General features: G+C 73.5%; 23 protein-coding genes. 12 read left to right on the plus strand and 11 right to left on the minus strand.

Annotated features, from left to right (window positions below; genetic code table 11):
- Nucleotides 1–61 precede the first annotated feature (61 nt).
- The 5 genes from ACGH52_RS03115 (at nt 62) to pntB (ending at nt 5,449) form a co-directional block, all read left to right on the plus strand.
- Entirely contained in the window at nt 62–271 is a 210-nt protein-coding gene (locus ACGH52_RS03115) for a hypothetical protein (RefSeq protein WP_059298724.1), read from the plus strand.
- Nucleotides 258–1,649: an amidase gene (locus ACGH52_RS03120; RefSeq protein ID WP_399937397.1), complete on the plus strand. Its 1,392-nt coding sequence runs from the start codon at nt 258–260 to the stop codon at nt 1,647–1,649. Before ACGH52_RS03115 ends, ACGH52_RS03120 begins: the two co-directional genes overlap by 14 nt.
- Before the next feature lie 49 nt (nt 1,650–1,698).
- Entirely contained in the window at nt 1,699–2,262 is a 564-nt protein-coding gene (locus tag ACGH52_RS03125) for a TetR/AcrR family transcriptional regulator (RefSeq protein ID WP_079032856.1), read from the plus strand.
- Between the two features lie 161 nt (nt 2,263–2,423).
- On the plus strand, nt 2,424–3,998 hold the full coding sequence (locus ACGH52_RS03130) for a Re/Si-specific NAD(P)(+) transhydrogenase subunit alpha (protein ID WP_399937401.1): 1,575 nt from the start codon (nt 2,424–2,426) through the stop codon (nt 3,996–3,998).
- Nucleotides 3,995–5,449: a Re/Si-specific NAD(P)(+) transhydrogenase subunit beta gene (pntB, locus tag ACGH52_RS03135; RefSeq protein WP_399937404.1), complete on the plus strand. Its 1,455-nt coding sequence runs from the start codon at nt 3,995–3,997 to the stop codon at nt 5,447–5,449. Before ACGH52_RS03130 ends, pntB begins: the two co-directional genes overlap by 4 nt.
- A gap of 10 nt (nt 5,450–5,459) precedes the next feature.
- Here the strand turns inward: pntB and ACGH52_RS03140 are convergent, their stop codons facing one another.
- The 3 genes from ACGH52_RS03140 to ACGH52_RS03150 form a co-directional block, all read right to left on the minus strand.
- On the minus strand, nt 5,460–5,948 hold the full coding sequence (locus ACGH52_RS03140; RefSeq protein ID WP_121704572.1) for a nuclear transport factor 2 family protein: 489 nt from the start codon (nt 5,946–5,948) through the stop codon (nt 5,460–5,462).
- A gap of 171 nt (nt 5,949–6,119) precedes the next feature.
- Entirely contained in the window at nt 6,120–6,524 is a 405-nt protein-coding gene (locus ACGH52_RS03145) for an STAS domain-containing protein (RefSeq protein WP_210976408.1), read from the minus strand.
- Nucleotides 6,525–6,608: 84 nt separating this feature from the next.
- Nucleotides 6,609–7,367: an IclR family transcriptional regulator gene (locus ACGH52_RS03150; protein ID WP_059298731.1), complete on the minus strand. Its 759-nt coding sequence runs from the start codon at nt 7,365–7,367 to the stop codon at nt 6,609–6,611.
- Between the two features lie 133 nt (nt 7,368–7,500).
- Between ACGH52_RS03150 and ACGH52_RS03155 the strand changes: the two genes are divergently transcribed.
- Both ACGH52_RS03155 and ACGH52_RS03160 read left to right on the plus strand, forming a co-directional pair.
- A complete protein-coding gene (locus tag ACGH52_RS03155) occupies nt 7,501–9,918 on the plus strand; it encodes an SCO7613 C-terminal domain-containing membrane protein (protein WP_399937410.1) in 2,418 nt (805 codons plus the stop codon).
- 384 nt (nt 9,919–10,302) lie between these two features.
- Nucleotides 10,303–10,953: a YceI family protein gene (locus ACGH52_RS03160; protein ID WP_210975724.1), complete on the plus strand. Its 651-nt coding sequence runs from the start codon at nt 10,303–10,305 to the stop codon at nt 10,951–10,953.
- A gap of 22 nt (nt 10,954–10,975) precedes the next feature.
- On the opposite strand, the gene ACGH52_RS03165 is transcribed toward ACGH52_RS03160, so the two are convergent.
- The 3 genes from ACGH52_RS03165 to ACGH52_RS03175 all read right to left on the minus strand — a co-directional run bounded on the left by ACGH52_RS03165 (nt 10,976) and on the right by ACGH52_RS03175 (nt 14,990).
- A complete protein-coding gene (locus ACGH52_RS03165; protein ID WP_076977845.1) occupies nt 10,976–11,662 on the minus strand; it encodes a 2-phosphosulfolactate phosphatase in 687 nt (228 codons plus the stop codon).
- A gap of 59 nt (nt 11,663–11,721) precedes the next feature.
- A complete protein-coding gene (locus ACGH52_RS03170) occupies nt 11,722–13,833 on the minus strand; it encodes an acyltransferase family protein (protein WP_399937412.1) in 2,112 nt (703 codons plus the stop codon).
- Between the two features lie 170 nt (nt 13,834–14,003).
- Nucleotides 14,004–14,990 (minus strand): YafY family protein, encoded by a 987-nt coding sequence (locus tag ACGH52_RS03175; RefSeq protein ID WP_210975722.1) that lies wholly within the window; start codon nt 14,988–14,990, stop codon nt 14,004–14,006.
- 114 nt (nt 14,991–15,104) lie between these two features.
- Here ACGH52_RS03175 and ACGH52_RS03180 point away from each other — a divergent pair, with 114 nt between their 5' ends.
- Complete coding sequence (locus ACGH52_RS03180; protein WP_121704567.1) at nt 15,105–15,791, plus strand: alpha/beta fold hydrolase; 687 nt, start codon at nt 15,105–15,107, stop codon at nt 15,789–15,791.
- Between the two features lie 82 nt (nt 15,792–15,873).
- On the opposite strand, the gene ACGH52_RS03185 is transcribed toward ACGH52_RS03180, so the two are convergent.
- Complete coding sequence (locus ACGH52_RS03185) at nt 15,874–16,248, minus strand: VOC family protein (RefSeq protein WP_121704566.1); 375 nt, start codon at nt 16,246–16,248, stop codon at nt 15,874–15,876.
- A gap of 151 nt (nt 16,249–16,399) precedes the next feature.
- Entirely contained in the window at nt 16,400–17,533 is a 1,134-nt protein-coding gene (locus tag ACGH52_RS03190) for an ABC transporter substrate-binding protein (protein ID WP_076977796.1), read from the minus strand.
- 130 nt (nt 17,534–17,663) lie between these two features.
- Between ACGH52_RS03190 and ACGH52_RS03195 the strand changes: the two genes are divergently transcribed.
- Nucleotides 17,664–19,082 (plus strand): M1 family metallopeptidase, encoded by a 1,419-nt coding sequence (locus tag ACGH52_RS03195; RefSeq protein WP_399937417.1) that lies wholly within the window; start codon nt 17,664–17,666, stop codon nt 19,080–19,082.
- Nucleotides 19,083–19,089: 7 nt separating this feature from the next.
- Here ACGH52_RS03195 and ACGH52_RS03200 read toward each other — a convergent pair whose 3' ends face one another.
- Together ACGH52_RS03200 and ACGH52_RS03205 are read right to left on the minus strand one after the other, a co-directional pair.
- Nucleotides 19,090–19,974: an endonuclease/exonuclease/phosphatase family protein gene (locus ACGH52_RS03200; protein ID WP_121704563.1), complete on the minus strand. Its 885-nt coding sequence runs from the start codon at nt 19,972–19,974 to the stop codon at nt 19,090–19,092.
- Nucleotides 19,975–19,982: 8 nt separating this feature from the next.
- Nucleotides 19,983–21,251: an FAD-dependent monooxygenase gene (locus ACGH52_RS03205; protein ID WP_399937422.1), complete on the minus strand. Its 1,269-nt coding sequence runs from the start codon at nt 21,249–21,251 to the stop codon at nt 19,983–19,985.
- A 78-nt stretch (nt 21,252–21,329) separates the two neighbouring features.
- Between ACGH52_RS03205 and ACGH52_RS03210 the strand changes: the two genes are divergently transcribed.
- Both ACGH52_RS03210 and ACGH52_RS03215 read left to right on the plus strand, forming a co-directional pair.
- Entirely contained in the window at nt 21,330–21,923 is a 594-nt protein-coding gene (locus ACGH52_RS03210) for a TetR/AcrR family transcriptional regulator C-terminal domain-containing protein (protein ID WP_076977792.1), read from the plus strand.
- Between the two features lie 40 nt (nt 21,924–21,963).
- Nucleotides 21,964–22,938 carry a LysR family transcriptional regulator gene (locus tag ACGH52_RS03215; protein WP_193777906.1) on the plus strand — a complete coding sequence of 325 codons (975 nt, stop codon included), beginning with the start codon at nt 21,964–21,966 and terminating at the stop codon, nt 22,936–22,938.
- 42 nt (nt 22,939–22,980) lie between these two features.
- Here ACGH52_RS03215 and ACGH52_RS03220 read toward each other — a convergent pair whose 3' ends face one another.
- On the minus strand, nt 22,981–23,568 hold the full coding sequence (locus ACGH52_RS03220; protein ID WP_076977790.1) for a TetR/AcrR family transcriptional regulator: 588 nt from the start codon (nt 23,566–23,568) through the stop codon (nt 22,981–22,983).
- Between the two features lie 129 nt (nt 23,569–23,697).
- On the opposite strand from ACGH52_RS03220, the gene ACGH52_RS03225 reads away from it, so the two are divergent.
- Nucleotides 23,698–25,158, plus strand: a complete 1,461-nt coding sequence (locus tag ACGH52_RS03225; protein WP_121704559.1) for an amidase — start codon at nt 23,698–23,700, stop codon at nt 25,156–25,158.
- Nucleotides 25,159–25,313: the final 155 nt, after the last annotated feature.

The following is a 25,313-nucleotide window of genomic DNA, read 5'->3' on the forward strand; positions in this document are numbered from 1 at the left end:
AACACTTAGCTTTTGAGCGTCGTGTTCTGCCCCGCCACCCCAACCCGAAGAGAGAACACCCGTGCCTTCCCCCGAACCCACTCCGCCGGAGGCGGCCCGCTGGGCCGCCCGTGCCGGACTCCCGTTGCCCCCGGACCGCCACGCCGCGGTCGCGGCCACCGCCCATCACATCCACTCCGTCGTCGCCGTCCTGCGCGAGCTGGACTTCGCCGACACCCCGCCCGCCCCCGCCTACCGCGCGGAACAGGAGACGCACGATGCAGCCGTATGAACTGACCCTCAGCGCGGCCGCCGACGCCGTCCGGACCCGGCGCCTGTCCCCCGTCGAGCTGGTGGACTCCGTGCTGGAGCGCGTCGAACGGGCGGAGCCGCACCTCCAGGCCTACGCCACCGTCACCGCGGAGCACACCCGCCGGGCCGCGCGTGCGGCCGAGGACGACCTCGCGGCCGGCCGCCACCGCGGCCCGCTGCACGGCATCCCGATGGGCCTCAAGGACCTCATCGACGTCGCCGGTATCGCGACCTCGGCCAGTTCACGGGTCCGCGCCGGTCACCGCGCTGAGGCGAGCAGCACCGTCGCCGCGCGGCTGGAGGCGGGCGGCGCCGTCCTCGTCGGCAAGACCCACACGCACGAGTTCGCCTACGGGCTGACCACCCCGCAGACCAGCAACGCGTGGGACACCGGCCGGGTGGCCGGAGGGTCCAGCGGCGGGTCCGCCGTCGCCGTGGCCGCGGGTACGGCCACCTTCGCCCTGGGCACCGACACCGGCGGTTCCATCCGGGTGCCCGCCGCGCTGAACGGGGTCGTCGGCCTCAAGCCGACGTACGGTCTCGTCCCCCGGCACGGCGTCACGTCCCTGTCCTGGTCACTGGACCACGTCGGCCCGATCACCCGCACCGTCGAGGACGCCGCCCTGGTCCTGGACACCCTGGCCGGACACGATCCCCGTGACCCCGCCTCCCTGACCGCGCCCGCCGCGCGGTACGGGCCGGTCGCGGGCACCGACCTCAAGGGGCTGCGGGTCGGCGTGCCGCGCAACTACTACTTCGACCACGTCGACCCGGAGGTGGAGAGCGCCGTCCGGGACGCGATCGACCGGCTCGAGGAACTCGGTGCACGTCTCGTCGAGGTCGAGATCCCCATGACCCGCTACATCCAGGCCACCCAGTGGGGCCTGATGGTGCCCGAGGCCACCGCCTACCACGAGCGCACGCTGCGCACCGTCCCCGAGCTGTACCAGGCCGACGTCCGCATCCTGCTGGAGGCCGGTGAGCTGATGCCGGCCGGTGACTACCTGCGCGCCCAGCGCGCCCGCACCCTCATGCGGCGGGAGTGGGCGGCCATGCTCCGGGACGTGGACCTGATCGCGGCCCCCAGCGTCCCGGCGACCGCCGTCGAGGCCGGTCAGGAGACGATCACCTGGGCCGACGGCACGGTCGAGGGCGTGTCCGACGCCTACGTACGCCTGTCGTCCCCGGCCAACATCACCGGCGTGCCGTCCCTGTCCCTGCCGGTCGGCCACGACGCGGCGGGACTTCCCATCGGCATGCAGCTGCTCGGACGACCGCTCGGCGAACGCGTCCTCCTGCGGGCCGGTCACGCCTACGAGCGGAGCCGGCCCGCCCGTGGGCTCGCGCGCGCCGCGTGACCGAGCACCGAACCCCTAGACGCAATGAATTTGCTTTAGGCTGGCCGTCATGAGCAGGCAGATGGTGCGTCCCGGCGGACGCAGCGCCCGGGTCCAGGCGGCGGTGCACGCAGCCGTGCGCGAGCTGGCGTCGGAGGTGGGGCGGGACGCCCTGACCGTACCGCTGGTCGCCCGGCGTGCGGGCGTGACACCGTCGACGATCTACCGGCGCTGGGGAGACCTGCAGGAACTGCTGTCGGACGTCGCGGTCGAGCGCCTCCGCCCCGACACCGCCCCCCAGGACCACGGCGCCCTGTACGCCGACCTGACGGCCTGGGCCGAGCAGTTCCTCGACGAGATGGCCTCCCCCACCGGCCGCGCCTACATCCGCGACGCCCTGCTCGGCGACCCGGACGGCAGCAACGCCGGGCAGTGCTCCGCCTACGCCGCCGAGCAGCTCGGCACCGTTCTAGCCCGCGCGGCCGGACGCGGCGACGACACGCCCGACGTCGAGACCGTCATGGACCGCGTCGTCGCTCCCTTGATGTACCGCATCCTGTTCCGCCCCGACGGGCTCGACGCCGCGTACGCGCGGCGGCTGGTCGCCCAGGCCCTGGGGCGGACCGGCCCCTGACCAGGGGCGCCCGCGCGACGTCGGCCGTCTCTCCCGCACGCGCGCCCGAGGCCCCTCCTGCGGGACGTGGCCGGAGGCGGTCCGGAATCCGTGTTCTCGGTGCCTCGCCGTCCTCCTCTGGGTACGGAACCCGGCAACAACGCCTCGACGAGAGACTGGACATGACTGGACACCAACCCGCTCACCACCCACCTCAACGCGTCGGCGTCGTCGCCGAGTCCTTGCCCGGGGAGACGCGCGTCGCCGCGACGCCCTCGACGGTCCGCCTGCTGCTCGGCCTCGGTTACGAGGTCGTCGTCGAGTCGGGAGCCGGCGCGGCCTCCGGATTCGGTGACGAGGCGTACGCCGAGGCGGGGGCGAGTACCGGCGAGGCCTGGGCCGCGGACGTCGTACTGAAGGTCAACGCGCCGACCGACGAGGAGATCGCGCGGCTGCGCGCGGGAACGACGCTGGTGGCGCTCGTCGCACCGGCGCAGCGGCCCGAGTTGCTGGACGCGCTCTGCGCACGAGACGTCACGGTGCTCGCCCTGGACGCGGTGCCGCGGATCTCACGGGCGCAGTCGATGGACGTGCTCAGTTCCATGGCGAACATCGCCGGATACCGGGCGGTGATCGAGGCGGCCCACGCCTTCGGCCGCTTCTTCACCGGGCAGGTCACCGCGGCGGGCAAGGTACCGCCGGCGAAGGTGCTGGTCGCGGGGGCCGGGGTCGCGGGGCTCGCCGCCATCGGGGCCGCCTCCAGTCTCGGCGCGATCGTGCGCGCCACCGACCCGCGTCCCGAAGTCGCCGACCAGGTGCGGTCGTTGGGCGGCGAGTACCTCGCGGTGAACGTGGCGCAGGAGGAGGGCACCGACGGCTACGCCAGGGCGACGTCGGCCGACTACGACCGTGCCGCGGCCCGGCTCTACCACGAGCAGGCCCACGACGTGGACGTCGTCATCACCACCGCGCTGATCCCCGGGCGGCCCGCCCCGCGCCTGATGACCGCCGCCGACGTGGCGGCGATGCGGCCGGGCAGTGTCGTCGTCGACATGGCCGCCGCGCAGGGCGGCAACGTGGAGGGGACCGTCCCGGGCCGGAGCGTGGTGACCGACAACGGCGTGACCCTCATCGGTTACACGGACCTGGCGTCCCGGCTGCCCGCCCAGGCCTCACAGCTGTTCGGCACCAACCTGGCCAACCTGCTGCGGCTCCTCACCCCCGGCAAGGACGGCCGGATCGTCATCGACTTCGACGACGTGGTGCAGCGGACCGTGACCGTGGTCCGCGCGGGCACGGTCACCTGGCCGCCTCCTCCGGTGCCCGTGTCGGCCGCCCCGCCCTCCACCGCGCCGGATGCGACGGCCGCGGCCGCACCGGTGGGCGCGAAGCCGTCCGGGATCGGCCCGGCGGGGCGCTTCGGCCTGATCGGCCTCGGCATGCTGGCGACCTTCCTGCTGGTCGCCTTCGCCCCGGCCCAACTGGCGGAGAACTTCACGGTGTTCGCGCTGGCCGTGGTCATCGGCTACTACGTGATCGGCAAGGTCCACCACTCCCTGCACACCCCGCTGATGTCGGTGACCAACGCCATCTCGGGGATCGTGGTGATCGGCGCCCTCGTGCAGATCGGGCACGAGAGCACGCTCGTCACCGTGCTGTCCTTCGTGGCGATCCTGCTGACGAGCGTGAACATCTTCGGCGGTTTCGCCGTCACCCGCCGCATGCTGTCCATGTTCTCGAGAGGCGAGCCCCGATGACGTCCATGACCGCCTCCCGCGCCGCCGACCTGGTGGCGGCCCTGCTGTTCGTCCTCAGCCTCGCCGGTCTGTCCCAGCACCGGACCTCACGCGCCGGCGTCGTCTACGGCATCGTGGGGATGGCCCTCGCGCTGGTCGCCACCGTCGTGGTCTCGGCGCGGAGCGTCTCCGCCGGGCCGGTCGCGCTGATCCTGCTCGCCATGGTGATCGGTGCCGCGCTGGGCCTGTGGCGGGCGCGGCGCGTGGAGATGACGCAGATGCCCGAACTGATCGCGGTGCTGCACAGCTTCGTCGGCCTCGCGGCCGTCCTGGTCGGCTGGAACAGCTACCTGGAGGTCGAGGCCCACGGCTCGCGGGGCAAGATCGCCGCCGATCTGATCGGCATCCACCACGCGGAGGTGTTCATCGGCGTCTTCATCGGCGCGGTGACCTTCACCGGCTCCGTGGTCGCGTATCTGAAGCTGTCCGCGCGGATCAAGTCCCGTCCGCTGACGCTGCCCGGCAAGAACGCCCTCAACCTGGGCGCGTTGGCACTGTTCGCGGTGCTGACGGTCTGGTTCACGGTCAGTCCGGGCCTCCCGCTGATGGTGGCGGTCACGGTGCTGGCGCTCGCCCTGGGCTGGCACCTGGTGGCCTCCATCGGCGGTGGCGACATGCCCGTGGTCGTCTCGATGCTCAACAGCTACTCCGGGTGGGCCGCGGCGGCGGCCGGATTCCTGCTCGACAACAACCTGCTCATCGTCACCGGGGCGCTGGTCGGTTCCTCCGGTGCGTATCTGAGCTACATCATGTGCCATGCGATGAACCGTTCCTTCCTCTCCGTGATCGCGGGTGGCTTCGGCATCGAGGCCCCGCCCGGCGACGCGGACGAGCAGGGCGAGCACCGTGAGATACGGGCGCACGAGGCGGCCGAGCTGCTCGCGCGGGCGCGGTCCGTGGTGATCACCCCCGGTTACGGCATGGCCGTGGCGCAGGCCCAGCATCCGGTCGCGGAGCTGACCCGGCGGCTGCGCGAGCGCGGGGTCGAGGTGCGCTTCGGCGTCCATCCCGTCGCCGGGCGGCTGCCCGGGCACATGAACGTGCTGCTGGCCGAGGCGAAGGTGCCCTACGACATCGTCCTGGAGATGGACGAGATCAACGACGACTTCGCGGACACCTCGGTCGTGCTGGTCATCGGAGCGAACGACACCGTCAACCCCTCGGCGACCGACGACCCCGCCAGTCCGATCGCGGGCATGCCCGTGCTGCGGGTCTGGGAGGCGGAGCAGGTCGTCGTCTTCAAGCGCTCGATGGCCTCGGGCTACGCGGGCGTGCAGAACCCGCTGTTCTTCCGGGAGAACAGCGGCATGCTCTTCGGCGACGCCAAGCAGAGCGTCGAGGCGATCCTGGAGGCCCTCGGGCCCGGACGAGGGTCCACGGCCCCCGCGCAGGGGGTGACGGCGGTGCGCTGACCCCGGTGGTTCAGGAGGGCGAGGCCGTCTCGACGGCACCGTCCGCCCGCGCGCCCTCACGCGCGGGCCGCTCGAACGCCCGGGCGACGGCGAGGCTGTCCTCGTAGACGTGGTGGCGGGTGACGAGGCCGTTCTCGATGGTGAGGTGGAGGGCGAAGCGGGCGCGGTACGCGCGTCCGGTGGGGCGCGCGGTCTGGCGGATCTCGCCGAGTACGACCGCGTCGTTCCCGTCGACGAGGATGCGCTCCACCTCGGTGGCGGCCTGCTCGGGCACGTGGTGCTCGGCGAGCTCGCGGTAGTGGGCCGCCGCGTCCGCCCGGCTGGACCGGTGACGGATCCACGGCGTGGCGGGACGGCCGTGCTCGGCCTCGGGCCAGTCGAGTCTCCAGTCGCCCTGTTCGGCGTACAGCTCGGCGATGTGCCCGCTGTCGCCCGTGCCGATCCTGCGCAGCAGCTCTTCCACCACGGTGCGGGTGTGCGTCGATGTGGCCGTGGACATGGCTGACCTCCTCCGGGGCCGCATCCCGTCGATGCGGCGAGGACACCCATCGTGTCGGCCCGCGCCCGGCGAGGCGATTACCTCCGACGTAAGGCCGGACGCGGACTCCTCGGGGCGGCCGGGCGCCCCGGTGGTCGGGCTTCCCGCACCGGTGCCGGGACCGCGCCCTCGTCAGGCTCGCACGCGCGGCCAGCCGGCCAGTCCCTCCGTGCCGGGAGGCTGCGCGACGGCCTCCTCCACGGTGTCGTGGAAGGAGAAGACCGCTCCCAGGCCGCCGAGGGCGAAGACGTGCAGGAGCCGCTGGTCGGAGCAGGCGATCCGCAGAGATCCGGCGTGGTTGCGGATGTGCTTGGTCACGGCCACGATCATGCCGAGTCCCATGGAGTCGATGAACGGGGTGTCGCACAGGTCCAGCACGAAGTGCCGGTGGCCGTCGGCGAGGCGCCGCGCCACCTCGGCCCGGACGAGCGGCGCGAAGGCGATGTCGATCTCGTCGTCGGCCCGGACGACCGTCCAGCCGTTCGCCACGTGGCTCCCGACCTGTACGTGCGGCCCTGCGACGCCCTGCTCACTCACGCTCTCGCTCCCCTGTCAGCCTGTCTGGTTTGTCCGTCTCATCCAGGAAACGCGTACGGCCGCGCTGTCACAAGGGCCCGGATTTCAGATGGTGAGCGAGAGCCCCCGGGACACCCGCTCCGCGGTGGTGAGCAGCGTCGTGACGGCGTCGTCGAGGCGGGCCGTGCGGTGGGCGTCCAGCGAGATGCCGAGCGATCCGATGGTGTCGCCCCGGCGGACGGGGACCGCCACGCACGCGGTGCCCAGGCGGTACTCCTCGATGTCGGTGACGGCCGGGCGGTGCGGGGAGGCGTCGAGGCGCCGTAGCAGCTCGGCACGGTAGGTGATGGTGCGCGGGGTGAGATCGTTCAGCGCGTGGCGGGAGAGGTACTCGGCGCGGGCCTCGGCGTCCAGCTCGCGCAGCACGCTCTTGCCCAGCGCCGTGGCGTGTCCCGCGTCCTCGAAGCCGACCCAGAGATCCACCCGGGGGGCCTTCGGCCCGTCCACGATCTCCGCGACCCGGATCTCGCCCTCCTCGTAGAGGGTCAGGTAGGCCGCGGCCGACAGGTCGTCCCGCAGCTCGGTGAGCGTCGGCCGGACCCTGCTGAGCGCCGTCTGGTCCCGGCTTCCCGCGTGCAGCGCGCCCAGCCTCTCCCCCAGGACGAAGGTGCCGTCCTCGAGTCTGCGCACGTAGCCGTCGTGGACCATGGTGCGCAGCAGGTGATACGTGGTGCCCAGGGCCAGGCCCGTCTCGCGCGCCAGCTGCTTGGCCGGTACGCCGCTCTCGTGGGCGCCCACGGCTTCCATCAGCCGGAACGCTCGCTGCACCGAGGCGATGAGCGTGGGGCCCTCCTGACCGCTCATTCCTCCACCCTGCGCCCCTCCGAAGGAATCCGGCAAGTGCGCTGCGCAGGGACGCGCCGACGGAAGTGATGAGTACGTGAGCTGAGTATCCGCGCTCATGTCCCGGTACGTGGCGCGGGCCACACTCCGAGGCATGACGAATCTTCCGCCCCCGGCCGAGGAGCTGCGGCTCCTCGACGCCGAGCTGCGGCATCTCGACGCGCGCCGCGCCGTCCTGCTGCGGCGCCGTGCGTGGCTGATCCACACGCTGCGGGCGGCCGCCGCTCCGCGGCCCGCCCAGGGCCCCGGGGCGCGGTCGAGCGGGTCGCCCACCGGGCCGGACACCGGTGCCGTCACTCACCGGCCGGAGGCCACCGCGCCGGGCGTGCAGAACGTGCTGCTGGTACTCGGTGGCGTACTGCTGACGGTCGCGGCGATCGCTTTCACCCTCGTCAGCTGGGGCCACCTGGGGATCGCGGGCCGCGCGCTGGTGCTCGGTGCGCTGACCGTGGCGGCGCTCGGCGCGCCGGTGGCGTTGCTGCGGCGCGGGCTGAGGTCGACCGCCGAGGCCGTGGCCGCGCTGGGAACGGCCCTGACCGTCCTCGACGCCTATGCGCTCCACGAGGTGGCGTTCACCGGCACGGACGGTGTCGGCTACACGGCCGCCGCGTCCGCCGTCCTGGCCGCGCTGTGGGCCGCGTACGGTCTGCGCCTCGGGCTCTTCCATCCCCTCCCGCTCGCCGTGGCGACCGCCCACCTTCCCCTGCTGCTGTGGGCGGTCGCCGTCGGCGCGGGCCCGCACACGCTCACCGCCGTGTTGCTGGCGACGGCGGCCGGCGGCACCGCCGTCGCGCTGCGCGCCGCTGCGGTGCCGGTGCGTGTGGTCGCCGTCGTCGGCGCGCTGGGCACGGGCGCCGTCGGAGTGCTGTCGGCCGGGTGGCTCTGCTGGAGCGCGTCCGGTCCCGGCACGGCCGCACGGGCGGCGGCGCTCCTGGCCGTGGCGGCGACGGTCGCCCTGGTGACCGGCCGCTTCGTCGCGTCCCGGGAGGTCGCCATGGGCGCCGCGGCGACCGCGGGTCTGTGCCTGGTCGCCGGGGCCGGAGGGGTACTGCGGGTCTCGGTACCCGGCGAGTGGACGGTGCCGGGGTGCCTGGCGTGCGCGATCGCCCTGCTGGCGGCGGAGCGTACGCCGCTTGCGCGGCCTCTGCGTCAGGGGCTGGTGCGCGCTTCGGCGGCGGTCCAGGGCTTCGCGGTGCTGTGGGCGGTCCCCCTGGTCGCCGGGAGCGTGCTCGGTCCGGCGGCCCGGGCCGCGACGCCCTGGTCCGGCGCGCCGCGAAGCATCCGGGACGCCGTGTTCACGGACGTGCCCCCGCCTCCGTACGCGAGCACCGTACCGCTGGTCCTCGCCGTGGTGGCCGGGACGCTGATCATGGCCGCCCGCCGCACGCGTCGGCGCACGGCCGTCATGGTGGTGGCCCTCGTCCTCGCTTGGGCGGCCGTCCTCGTTCTCCCGGTGGCACTCCAGCTGCCCTACACGGCGGGGCTGGTGGCGCAGGCGGCCGTGGTCGCGGCGGCCCTGGGCTTCGCGGTGCGGGCCGACCGCGCCGACAAGGGGCCCTCGCCGCTGGCCCTGACGGCCCTGCTGCTGGCGCTCGTCACCTCGGTCGACCTCGCCCTCCTGTCGCTGGCCTCCGAGGCCGCAACGCTCGGTGTACTGGTGACGCTCACGGTCCTGTTCGGTGCGGCAGGGCTCCGCCCTGGGTTCGCTCCGTTCACCGCGCCCGCCGCTCTCGGTCACGCCACGGCGCTGGCCTGCGCCCTCGGTGCGTCCGCCGGATTCGCCCCGCACCACACGGCGCTGCTGGTGCTCGCCGTACCCGCGGTCGCCGCCCTGATCGCGTCGCGGGCGGGTGGATCGCCCGCGACCGTGCCGGTCGAGGCGGCCGGTGGGGCCGCGGCACTGCTCGCACTCGCGCTCGCCGTGCCGGAGCCGCCGACGCTGGCTCTGGTGCTCTCCCTGTGTGGCGTCGTCGCCGCCGCCTCCGCGCTGCGTCCGGAGCGGCGGGCGGCCGGTTGGGCGGCGGCCGCGCTGTTCCTGCTGGCCGCCTGGGTGCGCCTGGCGGCGTGGGACGTCGGCACGCCGGAGGCCTACACCCTGCCGGTGACCGGGCCCGCGCTGGCCGTCGGGTTCCTGCGCCGGCGCCGCGACGCCGAGGTCTCCTCGTGGACGGCGTACGGTGCCGGGCTGGCCGCCACGCTGGTGCCGAGCCTGCTCGCCGCCTGGGACGACCAGCACTGGCTGCGGCCCCTGCTGCTCGGCGCCGCCGCGCTGGCGGTGACGCTGGTGGGCGCCCGGCAGCGGCTCCAGGCACCCCTGGTCCTCGGCTCGGGGGTGCTCGCGCTGGTGGCACTGCACGAGCTGGCCCCGTACCTCACCCAGGTCGTCGGCGCGCTCCCCCGATGGGCGCCTCCGGCCCTCGCCGGTCTGGTGCTACTCGTCCTGGGCGCCACCTACGAACAGCGGCTGCGGGACGCCCGGCGACTGCGGGAGGCACTCGGGCGGCTCCACTAGGGCCTGTCTGACAATTCCCGTCGTCGCCCGAAGGGCGGCCGCGCGGCGTCAGGTGCGTGCTCTGGGGGTCCCCCCGGCCGGAGGCTGGGGGAGTGCCGGCCCCAGACCCGCGTACTGGACGTACTCGGGTCTGGGGTCGGTGCGGCGAGTGGGGGTACCTCCCACGCCCTTCAGGCAGTGGGGGAGCGTGCATGGCGTCGCGCGGCAGACGGGAATTGTCAGACAGGCCCTAGGGCCACCGCGGGCACAAGTGAGTGGCCTCGTGTCGAACGCGTGCAGTTTTGCGGGCGGGGTCATGGAACCCGGACGAGGTCACCCATCTTGCCGTGGGTCGCCGATCGGCTTCGTGGTAACACGAAGTGATCAATTCGAAAGGGCCGACTCATGGGTATCTTCAGCCGTCGCCAGACCGCCACCGTCGAGCAGCCGACGGCCGCCGGACCGGAGCGGTTCGCCGCGGGGTCCGCGACAGCGGCGGCCACGCTCGATCCGGCCCTTCGCGCGCTGACCGGGCAGTGGACCATCGACCGCCCGCACAGCCGGATCGGCTTCTCCGTGCGCCACGCCATGGTCACCACGGTCCGCGGGGCCTTCACCGACTACGACAGCAGGCTCTACTTCGACGGGGCCCGCCCCTCCGAGTCCCGGGCCGAGCTCGTCATCCGCGTCGCCAGCGTCGACACCGGCGTGGAGCAGCGGGACGCCCATCTCGTCGGCAAGGACTTCTTCGACGCGCGGCGCCACCCGGAGATGACCTTCCGCAGCACCTCCACCGTCCAGGAATCCGCGGAGAGCTTCCGTATGACGGGAGACCTCACCATCCGCGACACGACCCGGCCCGTCGAACTCCAACTGGACTACCTCGGCTCGGTCGTGGACCCCTTCGGCTACGAGCGGGCCGGTTTCGACGGGACCACCACCATCGACCGCAGGGACTGGGGCCTGGTCTACAACCAGCGCCTGGAGGCGGGCGGCAGCATGGTGAGCGAGAAGGTCCGCCTGCAGTTCGACATCTCCGCGATCCGCTCCGCCTGAGCCCCACCGGGACCGCGGGCGCTCACACCGGCCGGGGCACGGCGCACGGGCGCAGGACCATGAGCGCGTCCTCGCGGGCCGCGACCATGGCGAAGGGAAACCGGTCGACCTCGAGACAGAGGGCGACGTCGTCGGGGTGGACGCCTTGACGCACCCCCTCCGCCAGCTCGGTCGCGGCCCGCGAGGCGGCGGCGCGGCGGAGGAAGGCGGCGGCGTCCGTACCGGCCCCGGCGGCCCTGCCCGCGATGTACTGGGCGCACGCCAGGTCTTCGTCGGCCCGCCCGTCCTCGCCGGTGACCACGAACGTGACGTGCTCGGCGGCGCGTTCCCGCAGGAGCCGGGCCGTCGCCTCCGCGACCACGAAGCCGGCGCACAGCACCAGCGACGCGTCCTGCACCGCGAGGGCACCCACCGTCCCCGCCGTGGTCTTCTGCACGACCGTCCGTCCGGCGAGGTCGGCGGAGCGCAGCAGGCCCGGCGAGTTGACCAGGTCGAACCCGGGCGCGGGCGCGCCGTCCTTGAGGGCCACGCGGTCCGGGTGGCGCGCCTTGAGAGCGAGGGCCTCGTCCAGCGACCCGGCAAGGACGATCTTCTCCGCCCCCCGGGCGAAGGCCCACGCGGCCACGGTGAACGCGCGCATGACGTCGACGACGACCGCCACGGACGGGGCCTCGGTCACTTCGGGTATGCCAACGAATCGAGTGTCCATCGCGGTCATGATCGCGCACGCCCCCTCATGATGGCCACCCCTCGCGGGTGCTCCCGGCGTCAGGGCGCGCCCACGAGACGGTCCAGCGGCGCCGCCAGGAGCGGGGCGAGCGCCTCGGCGTACGCCTCCGAGAGGTGGCTGTCGTCGCGGTGGACGGCGGTGTCGGCGACGACCACGGGGCAGACACCGGTGCGAGGGGCGCAGACCCAGGGGGTGGGGTCGATGACCGTGGCGCCCGTGGCGGAGGCGGCGGCCCGGACGGCCCTGCCGCGCGTCGCGTCCCGGGGCGCCTCCGGCAAGTGGTGGGCGCAGGCGTGCAGTTGCAGGGAGTTCCTCGCGGCGCAGTCGATCGGGTCGCCCTTGGGCCACGGGGTGTCGAGCAGGGCGGCGACCCGGGCGCCCGAGCCGCGCAGGGCGCGGTAGGTGTGCGCGAAGCCGGTGGTCCACTGCTGCAGGGGGTCGGTGGCGGGGCGTGCCGGGTCGCCCGCGTCCGAGGAGGAGGCGAGCACGAGGGCCGGGCGCAGGGCCCTGATCCGCTCCAGGGCGTTCGAGCGCCAGGTGTCGCAGGCGGTGTACGGCTTGTGGAGGTTGACGATGGTCACGTCGGCGACCTTGCAGGAGGCCTTCGTGAGCGGCACCAGTCTCCAGCCGCGTGCGTCCGCGAGCCGTCGCAGGGCCGGGAACCACTGTGCGGCGTGGGAGTCGCCGAAGAGGACGACCGTACGGGAGGAGGTCCGGTCTCCGTAGACGCAGGACCGCGGGCGGGTGGCGGCGCGGTCGACGTGGCAGCCGTCCCGGTAGAGCGCGGAGCGGGAGGACTTGACCCGCGGCAGGGGCGTCGCGAGGTTGCTCGGCAGGGCGCCGGGGGACGAGGCCAGGAGTTCGGCGAGGCGTGTCCGCGGGTCGGGGGTGTCGGAGAGGGCCCGCGCCAGGGCGGGGGCGGGGCCGCCCACCTCGATCGTCGGCGGCACCGCCGTCGCGGTGAGGGACAGCGCCGAGGCGCTCGCGGTCAGCGCGGCCCCGAGGGCCAGGGCGCGGCGCGGGTGCGCGCGGAAGGCGTGGTGGAAGCGGACGGGGTTCTCGACGAGGCGCAGGGTGAGCCAGGCCAGGGCCAGTGCCACGGCCGACAGCGCGAGCGCCGGCGGCACTTCGGCGGTGCCGTCGGCGCGGCCGAGTGCCGCCGGGGCTATGACCAGCAGCGGCCAGTGCCACAGGTACCAGCCGTACGAGAGTCCGCCGAGCCAGACGAGCGGCCGTCGCTCCAGCAGCCGTCCCGCGCCGTACGCGGTGGGCGCGCAGCCGCCGGCCAGGACGAGTACGGTGCCCGCGACCGGCAGGAGCGCGTGATGGCCGGGGAAGGGCGTTTCGTCGTCGTACCAGAGCGCCGCCAGCGTGACGCAGGCCAGGCCGAGCCAGCTCAGCGGGGCGGCGAGGGCGGCGGGCAGGCGGCGCAGCCGGGTGGCGGCCAGGGCCAGGAGCGCACCGGCGCCCAGTTCCCAGGCCCGGGTGAGGGAGCTGAAGTACGCCCAGGGCGCCGAGGTGTGCGTCACGAGGACGCCCGCCGCGAAGGAGACCACGCACAGGGCGGCGAGCGGCACCGCCACCAGTGCGTGCCGCCCGCGGGCGAGCCGCCAGGTGAGCAGCAGGAGCACCGGCCACACCAGGTAGAACTGCTCCTCCACGGCGAGCGACCACACGTGCTGGAGTGGTGAGGGCGGACTGTTCTGGGCGAGGTAGTCCGTACCGGCCGCAGCCAGCCGGAAGTTGACCACGTACAGCGCCCCCGCGAGGGCGTCGACCGCGTACTCGGCGAGCCGCGCCTTCGACAGGAACAGCCATGCCCCGCCCAGCGTGACGGCGATGACCAGCGACGACGCGGGGAGCAGCCGCAGCGCCCGGCGGGCGTAGAAGGAACGCAGCGACACCCGGCCGGTGGTGGCGAGTTCGCGCAGCAGCAGCGAGGTGATGAGGAAGCCGGAGATCACGAAGAAGACGTCGACCCCGACGTAGCCGCCGCCGACCCGCGACACACCGGCGTGGGAGAGCACCACCAGTGCGACGGCCACCGCGCGCAGCCCCTGGATGTCCCGTCGCGGGGGGTGGCTGTGGGGCGGCGCGGATCCACCGGCGGCCGGGACGGTACGTGCCGCGGTGGGCATGGTGCTGGTCATCAGGGGCTGGACTCCTCGGGGGGGGGGACGGACACGCTGCGCCTGACAAGATCAGCGCGCCGCGTCCCGGAGTTCCGCCGTCGTCGCCCGACTTGGCCTCGATCGGGAAGGTTCAACAGTGGGCAACCAGCGGTTCAGCCCCCGTCCGGCCCGGCGACCGGGAAGCGCCTTCAGCCCGTCGGCGGCCGGGAGCCGGGCCGGTGGTCCGGCACCGCGGCGTTGAAGCGCGCCGCGAGTGCGGCGGCCGCGGCCCGCAGTTCCGCTCCGCCGTCGATACGGAAGGCGAGCGGCACCCTCGCGAGCCATTCCTGCGCGTACATGTCCGGGTTGCGGGTGCTGCCGATCAGGACGCAGCCGTCTCCGAGGGGTTCGAGCCGGCCCATGGGCGGGCGGATCCAGGGGGCGACCTCGGCCGGCGGGGCGTCGAAGACCACGCGGGTGGCGAACTGCCATCCGGTGCCCAGGTTCTCCTCCAGCACCGCCACCGGGTCGAAGCCGACGGGCGGGTCGAAGCCCTGCGCGGTGCTCCGGACCCCGCCGATCCGGTCCACCCGGTAGGTGCGGACGGCGTCCACGCGGTGCGAGTGGCACAGCAGGTACCAGCGCCCGTGGCGGACCACGAGAGACCAGGGGTCCGCCTCCTCCTCCCATGTGTTGCCGGACTCGCTGCGGTAGGTGAGCAGTACGCGGCGCCGGTGGGCGACGGCCTCGACGAGGGAGCTGGTGACGGCGGGGTCCGGGTGGGCCGCGTACGGGTCGGGGGCGGCGGACGCGTACTCCCGCAGCAGCGCCGCCTGCCGCCCGACGCTCTCCGGCAGCGCCTTGACGACCTTGCCCAGGGCGGCCCCCACCAGGTCGTCGGCGTCGGTCACGGCGGGCCGGCCGCTGAGCGCCGCCATGACGAGCCCGAGGGCCTCGGCCTGCGTGAAGTGCACGGGCGGCAGTCTCGTCCCGCGGCCCAGCCGGTATCCGCCGTGCGGTCCCCGGGCCGACTCCACCGGGATGCCCGCTTCCCTGAGGATCCCCACGTACCGGCGTGCCGCTCGCTCCGTCACGCCGAGACGGTCGGCGAGTTCGTCGGCCGTCGTGGTGGGGCGGGTGCGGAGGATCTCCAGGGCGCGCAGGGCTCGCGCGGTCGGGCTCGGGTCGTTGGGCACCGGAGCAGGTTAATCCCGCGCGGCGGACGCCACGAGGGTTCTCGGTGAACATACCGGCAGTGGAACGTCCGGATCTCCTCCTACGGTGAGACCAGGCAACGAAGGGAACCGATCATGGACATTCTGCTCATCGGCGGCCTGTGGCTGGACGGGTCCGTGTGGGACCGGGTCGCGACCACGCTGGAGTCGCTCGGCCACCGCCCGGTGGCGCTCACCCTCCCGGGGCAGGGGGACGGCGCGGCGACCGCCACGCTCGACGACCAGGTCGCGGCCGTGCTGGCCGCGGTGGACGCCGCGCCCGGCAAGCCCATGGTGGTGGGGCATTCCGCGGCCTGTGCACTGGCCTGGCTGGCCGCCGACCGGCGGCCGGAGCGGCTGGCCAAGGTCGTACTCATCGGCGGCATCCCGACCCCGGACGGCCGGCCGTACGCCGACTTCTTCGAGGTCAGGGACGGGGCGATGCCCTTTCCCGGCTGGGAGCCCTTCGCGGGGCCCGATGCCGCCGATCTCGACGAGGCGGCCAGGCGTGAGCTGGCGTCGGCCGCGATTCCGGTGCCCGAAGGCGTGGCCAGGGGTGTGGTGCGGCTGACCGACGAGCGCCGGTTCGCCGTGCCGGTCGTGGTGGTGTGCCCCGAGTTCACGCCCGCGCAGGCGCGGAAGTGGATCGACGGGGGCGATGTTCCGGAACTCGCCCGGGCCGAGCGGGTCGACTTCGTGGACATCGACTCGGGCCACTGGCCCATGATCTCCCGGCCCGCCGAGCTGGCCCGGGTCCTGGCCGCGGCGGCCGAGACGGGCTGACGGGGCTGACGGGGCTGACGGGACGAGGAGACGGGCGTCGATGCGCCTGTGGTGGGCGGGTGGGTGCGAGCGCCCGGTGGGCTCAGTGGAGGCAGAGGCAGAACGGATGGCCGGCCGGGTCCGCGTAGACCCGCCAGTTGGCGCCCGGGCGGAGCTGGTCCGTCCGCTCCAGGACTGTCGCGCCGAGCGCGAGCGCCCGCTTCTCCTCGCCTTCGAGGTCGTCGACGTCGAAGTCCAGGTGGAGCTGCTGCGGACGGTCCTGGCCGGGCCATTCGGGCGCCCGGTAGCCGTCCACCCGCTGGCAGGCCAGCGGCGTTCCCTCGAAGCCGTGCACCTCGATCCAGCCGGAATCGTCCGGGTCCGCGACCACCCGTCCGCCCAGCAGTTCCGCGTAGAACTCCGCGAGCCGTACCGGATCGGCACAGTCCAGCGCGACCGCCTGCAGCTTTCGAATCACGTTCCGACACTCCTTGCTCTTGGGACTCTCGCGTCACGCCTCGCACGGGAGGGTTACCCGGGTCGGCGGGCCGCATGCACACCGGCCCGTACGTGGGCGAGCCGCACCCACGCCGCTACGCGGCCTGGTTCCTACGGAGACCACGCGCGCGTCAGGGTGTCGACGCGTCGACCGAACGCAGCACACGGAACCGACCGGGGCGCGCCGGGTCCCGGTCGACGACCTGGACCGGCGCCCAGGCCCATTGCCGGACGCCGCTGTCCGGCGTGCGGGAGAAGCGGATCCGTCCGCGGGTGCCCTCGACCGAGACGCGCGCCCAGGATCCGGCGATCCTCGCCCGGTCGGTGCCGTGCGACCGCAGCACCTCGGCCAGGACCGCCACCGTGTCGTAGCCCTCGAAGGCGACGAAGGACGGCGCTTCGGCCAGCCGCTCGCGCAGGGCCGTCCCGACGCGGGTGCCGAGGGGGCCGAGGCGCTCGGGCAGGTAGCGCAGGAACGGCACCCCGGCGCCTTCGTCACCCAGCGACGCCGCCCACGCGGCGAACTCCGGTTGCCCGGCCGGAGCACCGATCAGGATCTCGGCCAGGCGCGGGTCACCGCGGACGGACCGGACGACGGACACGGCCGGCTCGGGGTGGCCGACCAGCAGGAGCAGGGCGGTCGCGTGGCCCTCGACGAGCGCGTCGCACACCGACGCGGGGGTCGACTCGCGCATGTCGACCTCGATGACGGTGCCGCCGCGTGGCCCGAGGTGGTCGCGCAGGATACGGACGCCGGACGCCCAGTAGACGCTCGGCTGGGCGGCCACGGCGATACGACGGTGGCCCGCGGCGAGGAGGAAGTCCGCGTAGATCCGCCAGCCGTGGGACTGCGCCGGGGCGAGCCGCGCGACCCAGGGCGTCGGCTGTTCGGTGAGCGCGTCGAGCACGGCCGAGGAGCACAGGAAGGGCAGACCGAGAGCATCGGCCCTGGTGGCAGCGGCGCGCGCGACGACGCTGTGGTACTCCCCCGCCAGGGCGGCCACGCCCAGCCGGGCCAGCTCGTCCACGGCCGCCGCGGCCCGGTGCGGATCGGCCGCCGTGTCCCGGACCACCAGCTCGAGTGGTCTGCCCGCGATGCCGCCGGCGTCATTGACTTCGCGTACGGCCAGTTCCATCCCGGCGAGCAGGTGCCGGCCCGCCTCGTCCCAGCCCGGCCGGGTCAGCGGCGCGAGAGCGCCGATCCGCACACACGCGTCCATCTCGCCCCGCCCTGTCGGACCCACCTCGGTGATCATGCCCGACATTGCAGCCGCCACCGACGCCGGGGGCAACCGATTATGCGTCCCCTCGGCGCGCCGTCCCGCGCGGCCCGGCTGGACCGGAATGGGAGCAAGTCGGTCCGATCATCGGCGAGTTGTGGCAGTATCCGCTGTCATGTCACCGCTTGGCATGTCACCGTCCGGTCCGTGGTCGCGCGGGTTCCGTCGTCGGCTGTTCGTGGGGTTGCTCGTGCTGCTCCTGGCGGTCGGTGTCCTGGTGCCCGATGCCGTCGGGGCGGCCGGGACCGGTGGGTCGGGGACCGCGGCGACGCCCGACCGGGCCCGCTACGACGTGGACCTCCGCTCCGACGCCGACGGCAGCCGCTGGACGGGACGGCAGCGGGTGTCGTTCCGCAACGCGTCCGACCGGCCGTTGCACGAGGTGTACCTGCGTCTGTGGGGCAACGGCGAGGACGGCTGCGGCGGGGCCGGTGCGCCGGGTGTGCACTCCCCCGTGGTCGTGTCCGGGGTGCGCGGTGGCACGGCGGGACCGCTCGCGGTGAACTGCACGGCTCTGCGCATCGCCCTGCCGAGGCCCCTCGCGCACGGCGAGCGGGCGTCCGTCGCCTTCGACGTCTCGATCACGGTGCCCGAGCGCAATGCCCGCTTCGGCCGCGAGGGCGCCTTCCGCTTCCTCGGCAACGCGCTGCCGGTGCTCGCCGTGCACGACGCGAAGGGGTGGCACCTCGACCCGTACGTGGCCGTCGGCGAGAGCTTCTACGCCCTCACCGGTGACTTCCGGGTCCGTCTCGACCACCCGTCGGACCTGGAGGTACCGGCGACGGGCCGCACCGGGACCCGCCCGGCGGGCCCGGGCCGCGCGGTGACCGTCAGCGTCGCGGAGCGCGTGCGGGACTTCGCGTGGGCCGCGGGACCGTTCCGCACCGCGGCGGAGACCACGCCCGGGGGCGTGCGCGTCAGGTCGTACTGGGCGCCCGGCACCCCCGCCGCGGGCGTCCGCCTCAACCGCGCGGAAGCCGTCGCCGCCGTCGACCGGTTCGGCCGGGAGTTCGGCCGCTATCCCTACGGCGAGATCGATCTGGTGATGACCGCCGGGTTCGGCGGCGGCATGGAGTACCCGGGTCTCGTCCTGCTGGGCACCACGCAGGAGGGCAGCGCCGTCGTCCACGAGCTGGCGCACCAGTGGTGGTACGGCATCGTCGGCAACGACGAGTACGCCTCGCCGTGGCTGGACGAGAGCTTCGCCCAGTACGCCAACTTCCGCTTCTACGGCCTGGAGACCCGCGACTGCTGGGCGGACGTCTACTGGCCCGACGACGGCACCGTACTGACCGCCTCCATGGAGTACTGGTCGCGGCACCGCGACGCGTACCACCTGGTCTACTCGGCCGGACCGTGCGCCCTGGCCGACCTGGAACGCACCCTCGGCTCCGACACCATGGCGCGGCTCCTCGCACGCTACGCGCGGGACCACTGGTACGGCGTCTCCACCACCGAGGACTTCAAGCGGGCCGCCCAGTCCATGACCGACGTGGACCTCGGCCCCTTCTGGGAGAGCCACCGCATCAGGTGACGGCGGTTCAGGTCACGTCCAGGTCGCTGTACAGCATGTCGTGGTCCGAGTGCTCGGAGTGGACCACCCGGTGCTCGACGGGGGCGATGCCGCGCAGGAAGACGTAGTCGAACTTGCTCTGCCAGTCCGTGGTCGGCTCGCAGGTGCCGACGGGCGAGGGATGGCACTGCGGGTCGGTGTCCGTGGCCAGCGCCCACATCGGGTCGAGTTCGGGGGCGTCCGGCACGGCGTTGAAGTCGCCGAGGACTATGGCCCGGTCCTGCCGGGCGACTTCGGTGGCGAGGACGCGGACCTGGTCCTTCCTGAACTCCTCCTGGCGCCGCTGGGCGAGGTGCGTGTTGAAGACCCGGACGGTGCGGCCGCCCACCTCGGTGGTGACGGCGAGATATCCGCGGTCCTCGGACCCGCCGTCGGGGTATTCGGCGTTGACCCGGTCCGTCATCGGGGCCGCCGACAGGATGGCCTGGCCGAAGCCCCCCGGGTTCCACGGCGCTCCCCCGCAGCGGCCCCAGTTCTCCAGGACCGTCCCGTACTCGACGTGGTAGACCAGCCCGTGGAAGGCCTCCAGGTAGTCCCGGATCCGGTCGACGTCGCGGGCGCACGCCTCCTGCATGCCGACGACCTGGGGCGCGTGCGCGGCTATCTCCGCGGCCCGGTCGAGGTTGCTCGCGTCGCAGGGGTTGCACAGGTTCCACGTCATGACCCGGTTCGGTACGACGTCCTTGACGGCTTCCACGGGCAGCGACCTGCCCGACAGGGCGCCGCCGGGGCCGCTGGGACCCACCAGCGCCAGGCAGGCCAGCGCCACGGCGCAGACGAGCAATCGCGAACCGCCCCTTTTGAGCACCGCCGCCTCCTCGGTGTGGCCACACGTGGCAACTGACGTATCCACGGTCGAGGTTATGGCACGTCCTGGTGACGGCTCACCGGCATGTCCGGGAGTCGCCAGGCGCCGCCGCGGTCCTCCTTCGCGTGACGGGCGACGAATTCGGGGACGCGCAGGCGGCAGGCCAGTGCCGTGACCGCGTGGAAGGCGTCGACGGCCCGTGGGCTCCCGGGCATGCCCAGGCGCAGCAGGTGCGGTTTCACCTCGGCCTGGATCTCGTCCACGAAGGGCCGCAGTACGCGGTCGTAGCGGGCCAGGGCGGTGGGCAGGTCGTGGCCGTGCCGGTTGAGTTCGCCGGCCAGGACGTAGGCGCCGACCAGGCCGCCGGAGGTGCCCATGCCGCTGTAGGGGGACGCGCAGTGTGCCGCGTCGCCGACCAGGACCACACGCCCCCGGGACCAGGTGTCCGTGCGCACCTGCACGACCTCCTGGGAGTAGAGGCTCTCCGTCCCCCGCATGCCTTCGAGGAACCGCGCGGTCTGCCATCCCGCGTCGCGGAACCTGTCGGTCCAGAACTGTTTCTGGCGTTCGACCGGTTCCCGGTGGACGGCCGAGGCCTGCGCGGAGCGCTCCCGCAGCACGAAGTAGACCTGGGTCTCGGTCGGGTTGTGACTCCTGCGCATGATCATCCGGCCGCCGGGCGCGAGGTACGTGTCCCGGATGCCGCTGTCCGAGGCGGTGCGCGGGACGAACCAGTGGGCCATGTGCATCCCCGTGCGCCAGTACGGGTCGGGGGTGCCGGGCGGCAGGACCGCCCGGCGGATGCGCGAGCCCTGCCCGTCCGCGCCGACGAGCAGGTCGAACGCCTCGGACGAGCCGTCGGAGAAGTGGGCGACGACCCGCCTCTCGTCCTGCTCGAAGCGCTCCACACTCGTGCCGAACACGTGGTCCACGTCCTTGCGCGTCGCGTCGTGCAGGATGCGGACCAGGTCCCCGCGCATGATCTCGTACTCGGACGTCAGGGTCTGCCGGCCCCGGCCGGAGGTGTTGGCCATGATCGTCCCCCGTTTCCTGCCCCGACGGTCCACGAAGGCGACCCCCGCCTCGTCCACGAGCCTGCTCCTGACGGCGTCCAGGAGCCCCATGCGCTCGACGGCGTCGATGCCCTGCCCGCGGAGGTCCACCTGCGCGCCCGTGGCCCGCAGCGCGGGGAAGCGTTCGACGACGGTCACCCGGTGGCCGCCACGGGCCAGCCAGTGGGCCAGCGCCTCACCGGCGATCCCACCGCCGCAGATGAGGACCTTCAGGCGGCCGTTGCCCGGCGCCGGTGCTCGGTCCGTCATGCCGTACCTCTTTTTCTATCGGTGATAGGTACGCTTTGCAGAGTCATCTATCACCGATAGATTGTCAATGTGGCGAAGATGAACCGGGAGACGGTCCTGACCGAGGCGCTCGACCTGCTGGACGAGGTCGGTCTGGACGCCGTCAGCACGAGGCAGTTGGCCAGACGTCTGGGTGTCGAGCAGCCGTCGCTCTACTACCACTTCCGGAACAAGAAGGAGCTGCTCGGCGCCATGAGCGAGGCCGCGATGGCGCCGCACGCGACGGCTCCCCTGCCGACGCCCGCCGACGACTGGCGGGACTGGTTTCTGGAGAACACGCGCAGCTTCCGGCGCACCCTGCTGCTGCGCCGCGACGGCGCACGACTCCACGCCGGGAGCAGCCCCCGCGGGGCCGACCTCGGCCGGATCGCCCACAAGATGGCGTTCCTGACCGCGGCGGGCGTACCGGAGGAGCATGCGCGGACGGCGATGCTGGCCGCGGGCCGCTTCACCGTCGGCAGCGTCCTGGAGGAGCAGGCGGACACCGGCCCCGGCGACGGCGGGGACCGTACGGCCGCCGCGCCGCTGGACCCGCCCCTGGACGTACCGCCGATGGACCACGAGGCCTTCTTCGAGGCCGGGCTGGCCCTCATCCTCGGAGGCCTGGAGCGGCACGTGGGGCGCGCGGGGTGAGCCACAACCGTCGGTTGGGCGACGCCTTATGCTCGCTCCCATGGATACCGAGGCGGTGCGCTCGTTCGTCCGCGCGGCCGAGCTGGGACAACTGCGGCACGCGGCCGACGAGCTGGGGGTGACGCAGCAGGCCGTCTCGAAGCGGATCGCGGCCCTTGAGCGCACCCTCGACGTCCGGTTGTTCACCCGCACCGCCCGGGGGGTCGAGCTGACCCTCGACGGACAGGCCTTCCTGTCGCACGCGCGGAACGTCGTCGCGCACGCCGACCGTGCCGTCGCCGCGATCCGACGGGGCTCGCGGGCGCTGCGGATCGATGTCCTCGGCCTGCGGAGCGCGCAGGCCGTCATCCTGCACGACTACTGGCGCTCGCATCCGGAGACCGCACTCGACGTGGTGACGCTCAAGGTCGACGACCCGCGGCTGGCGGTGGCCGCCGTGCGGGCGGGCGACGTCGACGCCTCGTTCCGCTCGGTCACCGACCCGGCCGCCCTGCCGCGGGAGCTGCGGATGATCCACGCGTTCCACTCCCCGCTGGAACTCGTCGTCGGCCCGGGACACCCGCTCGCCTCCGCACGCACCGTGACACCGGCCCAGTTGCGCGGACACCGGATCTGGGTGCCCGGGATCGCACCGGGCAGCGAATGGGCGGACTTCTACGATCAGCTCACCGACGCGTTCGACCTCCGCGTGGACGCCGCGGGCCCGAACTTCGGCAACGAGGTGCTCCTCGACATCCTCGCCGACTCCGACGACGTGGCCACCCTTGTGGGCTCGCGCGACCGGTACATCTGGCCGACCGGCCACGACCTGCGCCGCATCCCGATCGCGCACCCGACGCTCGCCTACCCGCTCTCGCTCATTCTCCCCCGCGAGAATCCGCACCCGGGCCTGCGGGCGGTCGTCAACCACTTCGCGAGCCTGGCCCCGCTGCCCGAGGACACCTGGCTGCCCTCCTGGGCGGCGGCGCCGCACCGCGACGACGACGGCCGCGGCGTCGGTCACGCCCTGGGCTGACGGCACGAGATCCCCGAGGGGGCACGCGTTCCTCGCGTGACGCTACTGGTCCACGATCCCCTCGACGATGCGCAGCAACCGCTCCCCCGCCCGGTCGATGCTGCCGTTCTGCGTGCTGACCTGCGCCCCTTCGAGCACGAAGGTGATCTGGGCGGCGACCTGCTCGGGGTCGGGCAGTCCCGCCTCGGCGCACATGCGGACCAGTCTGCGGGTCTGGCCGGCCTTGTGCTCCTCGATCACCTGGCGCGCGGGGTGGGCGCGGTCGGGCAGTTCGGCCAGGGAGTTGATGAAGGGGCAGCCCCGGTACGAGAGCGCGGGCAGCCCGTCGGCGATGAAGCGGGCCAGGCCCAGGATCTGCTCCCGGGGCCTGCCGGGGTGTTCGGTCTCGACGCGGTCGAAGGCCGCCTGGTACTCGGCGGCCAGGATCCGCAGCCATTCGGCGACCAGCGCGTCCTTGGTCTCGAAGTGCCGGTAGATCGCCATCTTGGTCGTCTCGGCCTTCTCGGCGATCGCCTGGACACCCACCCGCCGGATGCCCTCGCTCTGGAACAGCTCCTCGGCCGCGTCGAGGATGCGCTCACGGGGCGGCAGCTTCGCCACTCTGCCCGGCCTGGCGGCGGTCGATGTCATGCGTGCTCCGTGACGTCCGGTCGATGGGTCCCTGCACTCCCTGTTACGGTACCAGTCCGTCCCACTCGATACCGCTCGGTATCGTTCGGGACTGTTGAGTATCGTCCTGCGTTCCGAGGGAGAGTGACAGTGAGAGTTTCCGAGTACGTGCGCCACGACGCGGTGGGTCTCGCGGAGCTGGTGGCCGAGGGCGAGGTGACCCCCGCCGAGGTGGAGGCCGCCGCGCGCGAGGCCGTGCGGAGGGTCGATCCGCGGATCAACGCCGTGGTGGAGACCTGGCCGGCCGACGACCGCCCGGCGCCCGGCAGCACCCCGCTGGCCGGCGCACCCTTCCTGATCAAGGACTTCGGGGTCGCGATGGCGGGTCGGCGCACCGAGCTGGGCAGCCGTCTGGCGGCCGGGCACGTCGCCCGCTCCGACTCCTTCCTGATGCGGCGCTTCCGCCGCGCGGGCCTGGTGACCTTCGGACGCACCGCGACCCCGGAGCTGGCCTACAGCATCACCACGGAACCGGTGCTGTACGGCCCGACCCGCAATCCGTGGGACCCCCGGCGGGGCGCCGGTGGCTCCAGCGGCGGCGCGGGCGCGGCCGTCGCGGCCGGTGCGGTCCCCCTCGCCCACGCCACCGACGCCGCGGGCTCGCTGCGCATCCCCGCCGCGTACAACGGCCTCTTCGGGCTGAAGCCCACGCGCGGCCGGGTCTCCCTGGGTCCCGCCCTCGACGAGGGCTTCAACGGCCTGGCCGTCCAGGGCAGCGTCAGCCGCACCGTGCGGGACAGCGCGACGCTGCTCGACCTGATACGCGGTCCGGAGCCGGGCGACCCCTACTACGCCGAGCAGCCGTCCCGCCCCTACGCGCAGGAGGTCACGCGCCCGCCGGGCTCCTTGCGCATCGGGGTCCTCGCCCAGGCCTGGGGTGGGCGCCGCACCGCCGCCCCGGTGGCCGACGCGCTGGAGCGGACCGTGCGCCTGCTGGAGTCCCTCGGCCACCGCACGGAGGAGGTCACGGTCGGCCTCGGTGCCGACTGGGAGGAGTTCGTGCTGGCCAACGCGCGTCTGTCGACCGCGAATGTGGCGGCTTCGGTCGACGACCTGGCCGCCGCCCTCGACCGGCCCGTCGACCCCTCGTCCCTGGAGCCGGCGACGCTGGCCGCCCACCGCTACGGGCAGCGGGTCAGCGGCCCCCAGTTCGTCGCCGCGCTCACGATCCGCAACCGCGTCGCCCGCAGTCTGGCCCGGTACTTCGCCAGCCACGACGTGCTGCTCACCCCCACGCTGCCGGAGCTGCCCCCGCGGCTGGGCGCCTACGGCGAGGGCGCGGAGGCGCTCGACGGCCTCGGCTGGATCGACCGGCTCAACGACCGCTCGCCGTTCACCATGGCGTTCAACGTGGCGGGCACACCCGCCATGTCCGTTCCGCTGACGGCGGACCCCGCAACGGGACTCCCGATCGGCATGCAGTTCGCCGCCGGGTACGGGCACGAAGGGCTCCTCTTCCGCCTCGCCGGACAGCTCGAGAGGGCCCAACCGTGGTCGGACCGGACGCCCGCCGTGTGGGCGGGGAACGTTCCTGTTCCGGTGGATTCCTGACGCTGCGGGCGCCTGCGACATATTCAGGTGCCCGCAGGCGCCCGCAGCGTTATCTTCGAGGCATGAACGTCATCGGCCGAAGCATCTTCGCGACCGCGCGAGCGACCAGCTCGCCGGTTGCCGCCGTCTGACCTTCCCCTTTTCCACCGGCGACC

Source organism: Streptomyces sp. BBFR25 (genome assembly GCF_044590125.1).
GTDB classification, from domain to species: domain Bacteria; phylum Actinomycetota; class Actinomycetes; order Streptomycetales; family Streptomycetaceae; genus Streptomyces; species Streptomyces canus_D.

Bases quoted from the DNA above. Each gene is read 5' to 3' on its own strand.
- ACGH52_RS03120 (WP_399937397.1), top strand. From the start codon at position 258: ATGCAGCCGTATGAACTGACCCTCAGCGCGGCCGCCGACGCCGTCCGG.
- ACGH52_RS03125 (WP_079032856.1), top strand. From the start codon at position 1,699: ATGAGCAGGCAGATGGTGCGTCCCGGCGGACGCAGCGCCCGGGTCCAG.
- ACGH52_RS03130 (WP_399937401.1), top strand. From the start codon at position 2,424: ATGACTGGACACCAACCCGCTCACCACCCACCTCAACGCGTCGGCGTC.
- pntB (WP_399937404.1), top strand. From the start codon at position 3,995: ATGACGTCCATGACCGCCTCCCGCGCCGCCGACCTGGTGGCGGCCCTG.
- ACGH52_RS03140 (WP_121704572.1), bottom strand. From the start codon at position 5,948: ATGTCCACGGCCACATCGACGCACACCCGCACCGTGGTGGAAGAGCTG.
- ACGH52_RS03150 (WP_059298731.1), bottom strand. From the start codon at position 7,367: ATGAGCGGTCAGGAGGGCCCCACGCTCATCGCCTCGGTGCAGCGAGCG.
- ACGH52_RS03155 (WP_399937410.1), top strand. From the start codon at position 7,501: ATGACGAATCTTCCGCCCCCGGCCGAGGAGCTGCGGCTCCTCGACGCC.
- ACGH52_RS03160 (WP_210975724.1), top strand. From the start codon at position 10,303: ATGGGTATCTTCAGCCGTCGCCAGACCGCCACCGTCGAGCAGCCGACG.
- ACGH52_RS03165 (WP_076977845.1), bottom strand. From the start codon at position 11,662: ATGGACACTCGATTCGTTGGCATACCCGAAGTGACCGAGGCCCCGTCC.
- ACGH52_RS03170 (WP_399937412.1), bottom strand. From the start codon at position 13,833: ATGACCAGCACCATGCCCACCGCGGCACGTACCGTCCCGGCCGCCGGT.
- ACGH52_RS03180 (WP_121704567.1), top strand. From the start codon at position 15,105: ATGGACATTCTGCTCATCGGCGGCCTGTGGCTGGACGGGTCCGTGTGG.
- ACGH52_RS03190 (WP_076977796.1), bottom strand. From the start codon at position 17,533: ATGTCGGGCATGATCACCGAGGTGGGTCCGACAGGGCGGGGCGAGATG.
- ACGH52_RS03195 (WP_399937417.1), top strand. From the start codon at position 17,664: ATGTCACCGCTTGGCATGTCACCGTCCGGTCCGTGGTCGCGCGGGTTC.
- ACGH52_RS03205 (WP_399937422.1), bottom strand. From the start codon at position 21,251: ATGACGGACCGAGCACCGGCGCCGGGCAACGGCCGCCTGAAGGTCCTC.
- ACGH52_RS03210 (WP_076977792.1), top strand. From the start codon at position 21,330: ATGAACCGGGAGACGGTCCTGACCGAGGCGCTCGACCTGCTGGACGAG.
- ACGH52_RS03215 (WP_193777906.1), top strand. From the start codon at position 21,964: ATGGATACCGAGGCGGTGCGCTCGTTCGTCCGCGCGGCCGAGCTGGGA.
- ACGH52_RS03220 (WP_076977790.1), bottom strand. From the start codon at position 23,568: ATGACATCGACCGCCGCCAGGCCGGGCAGAGTGGCGAAGCTGCCGCCC.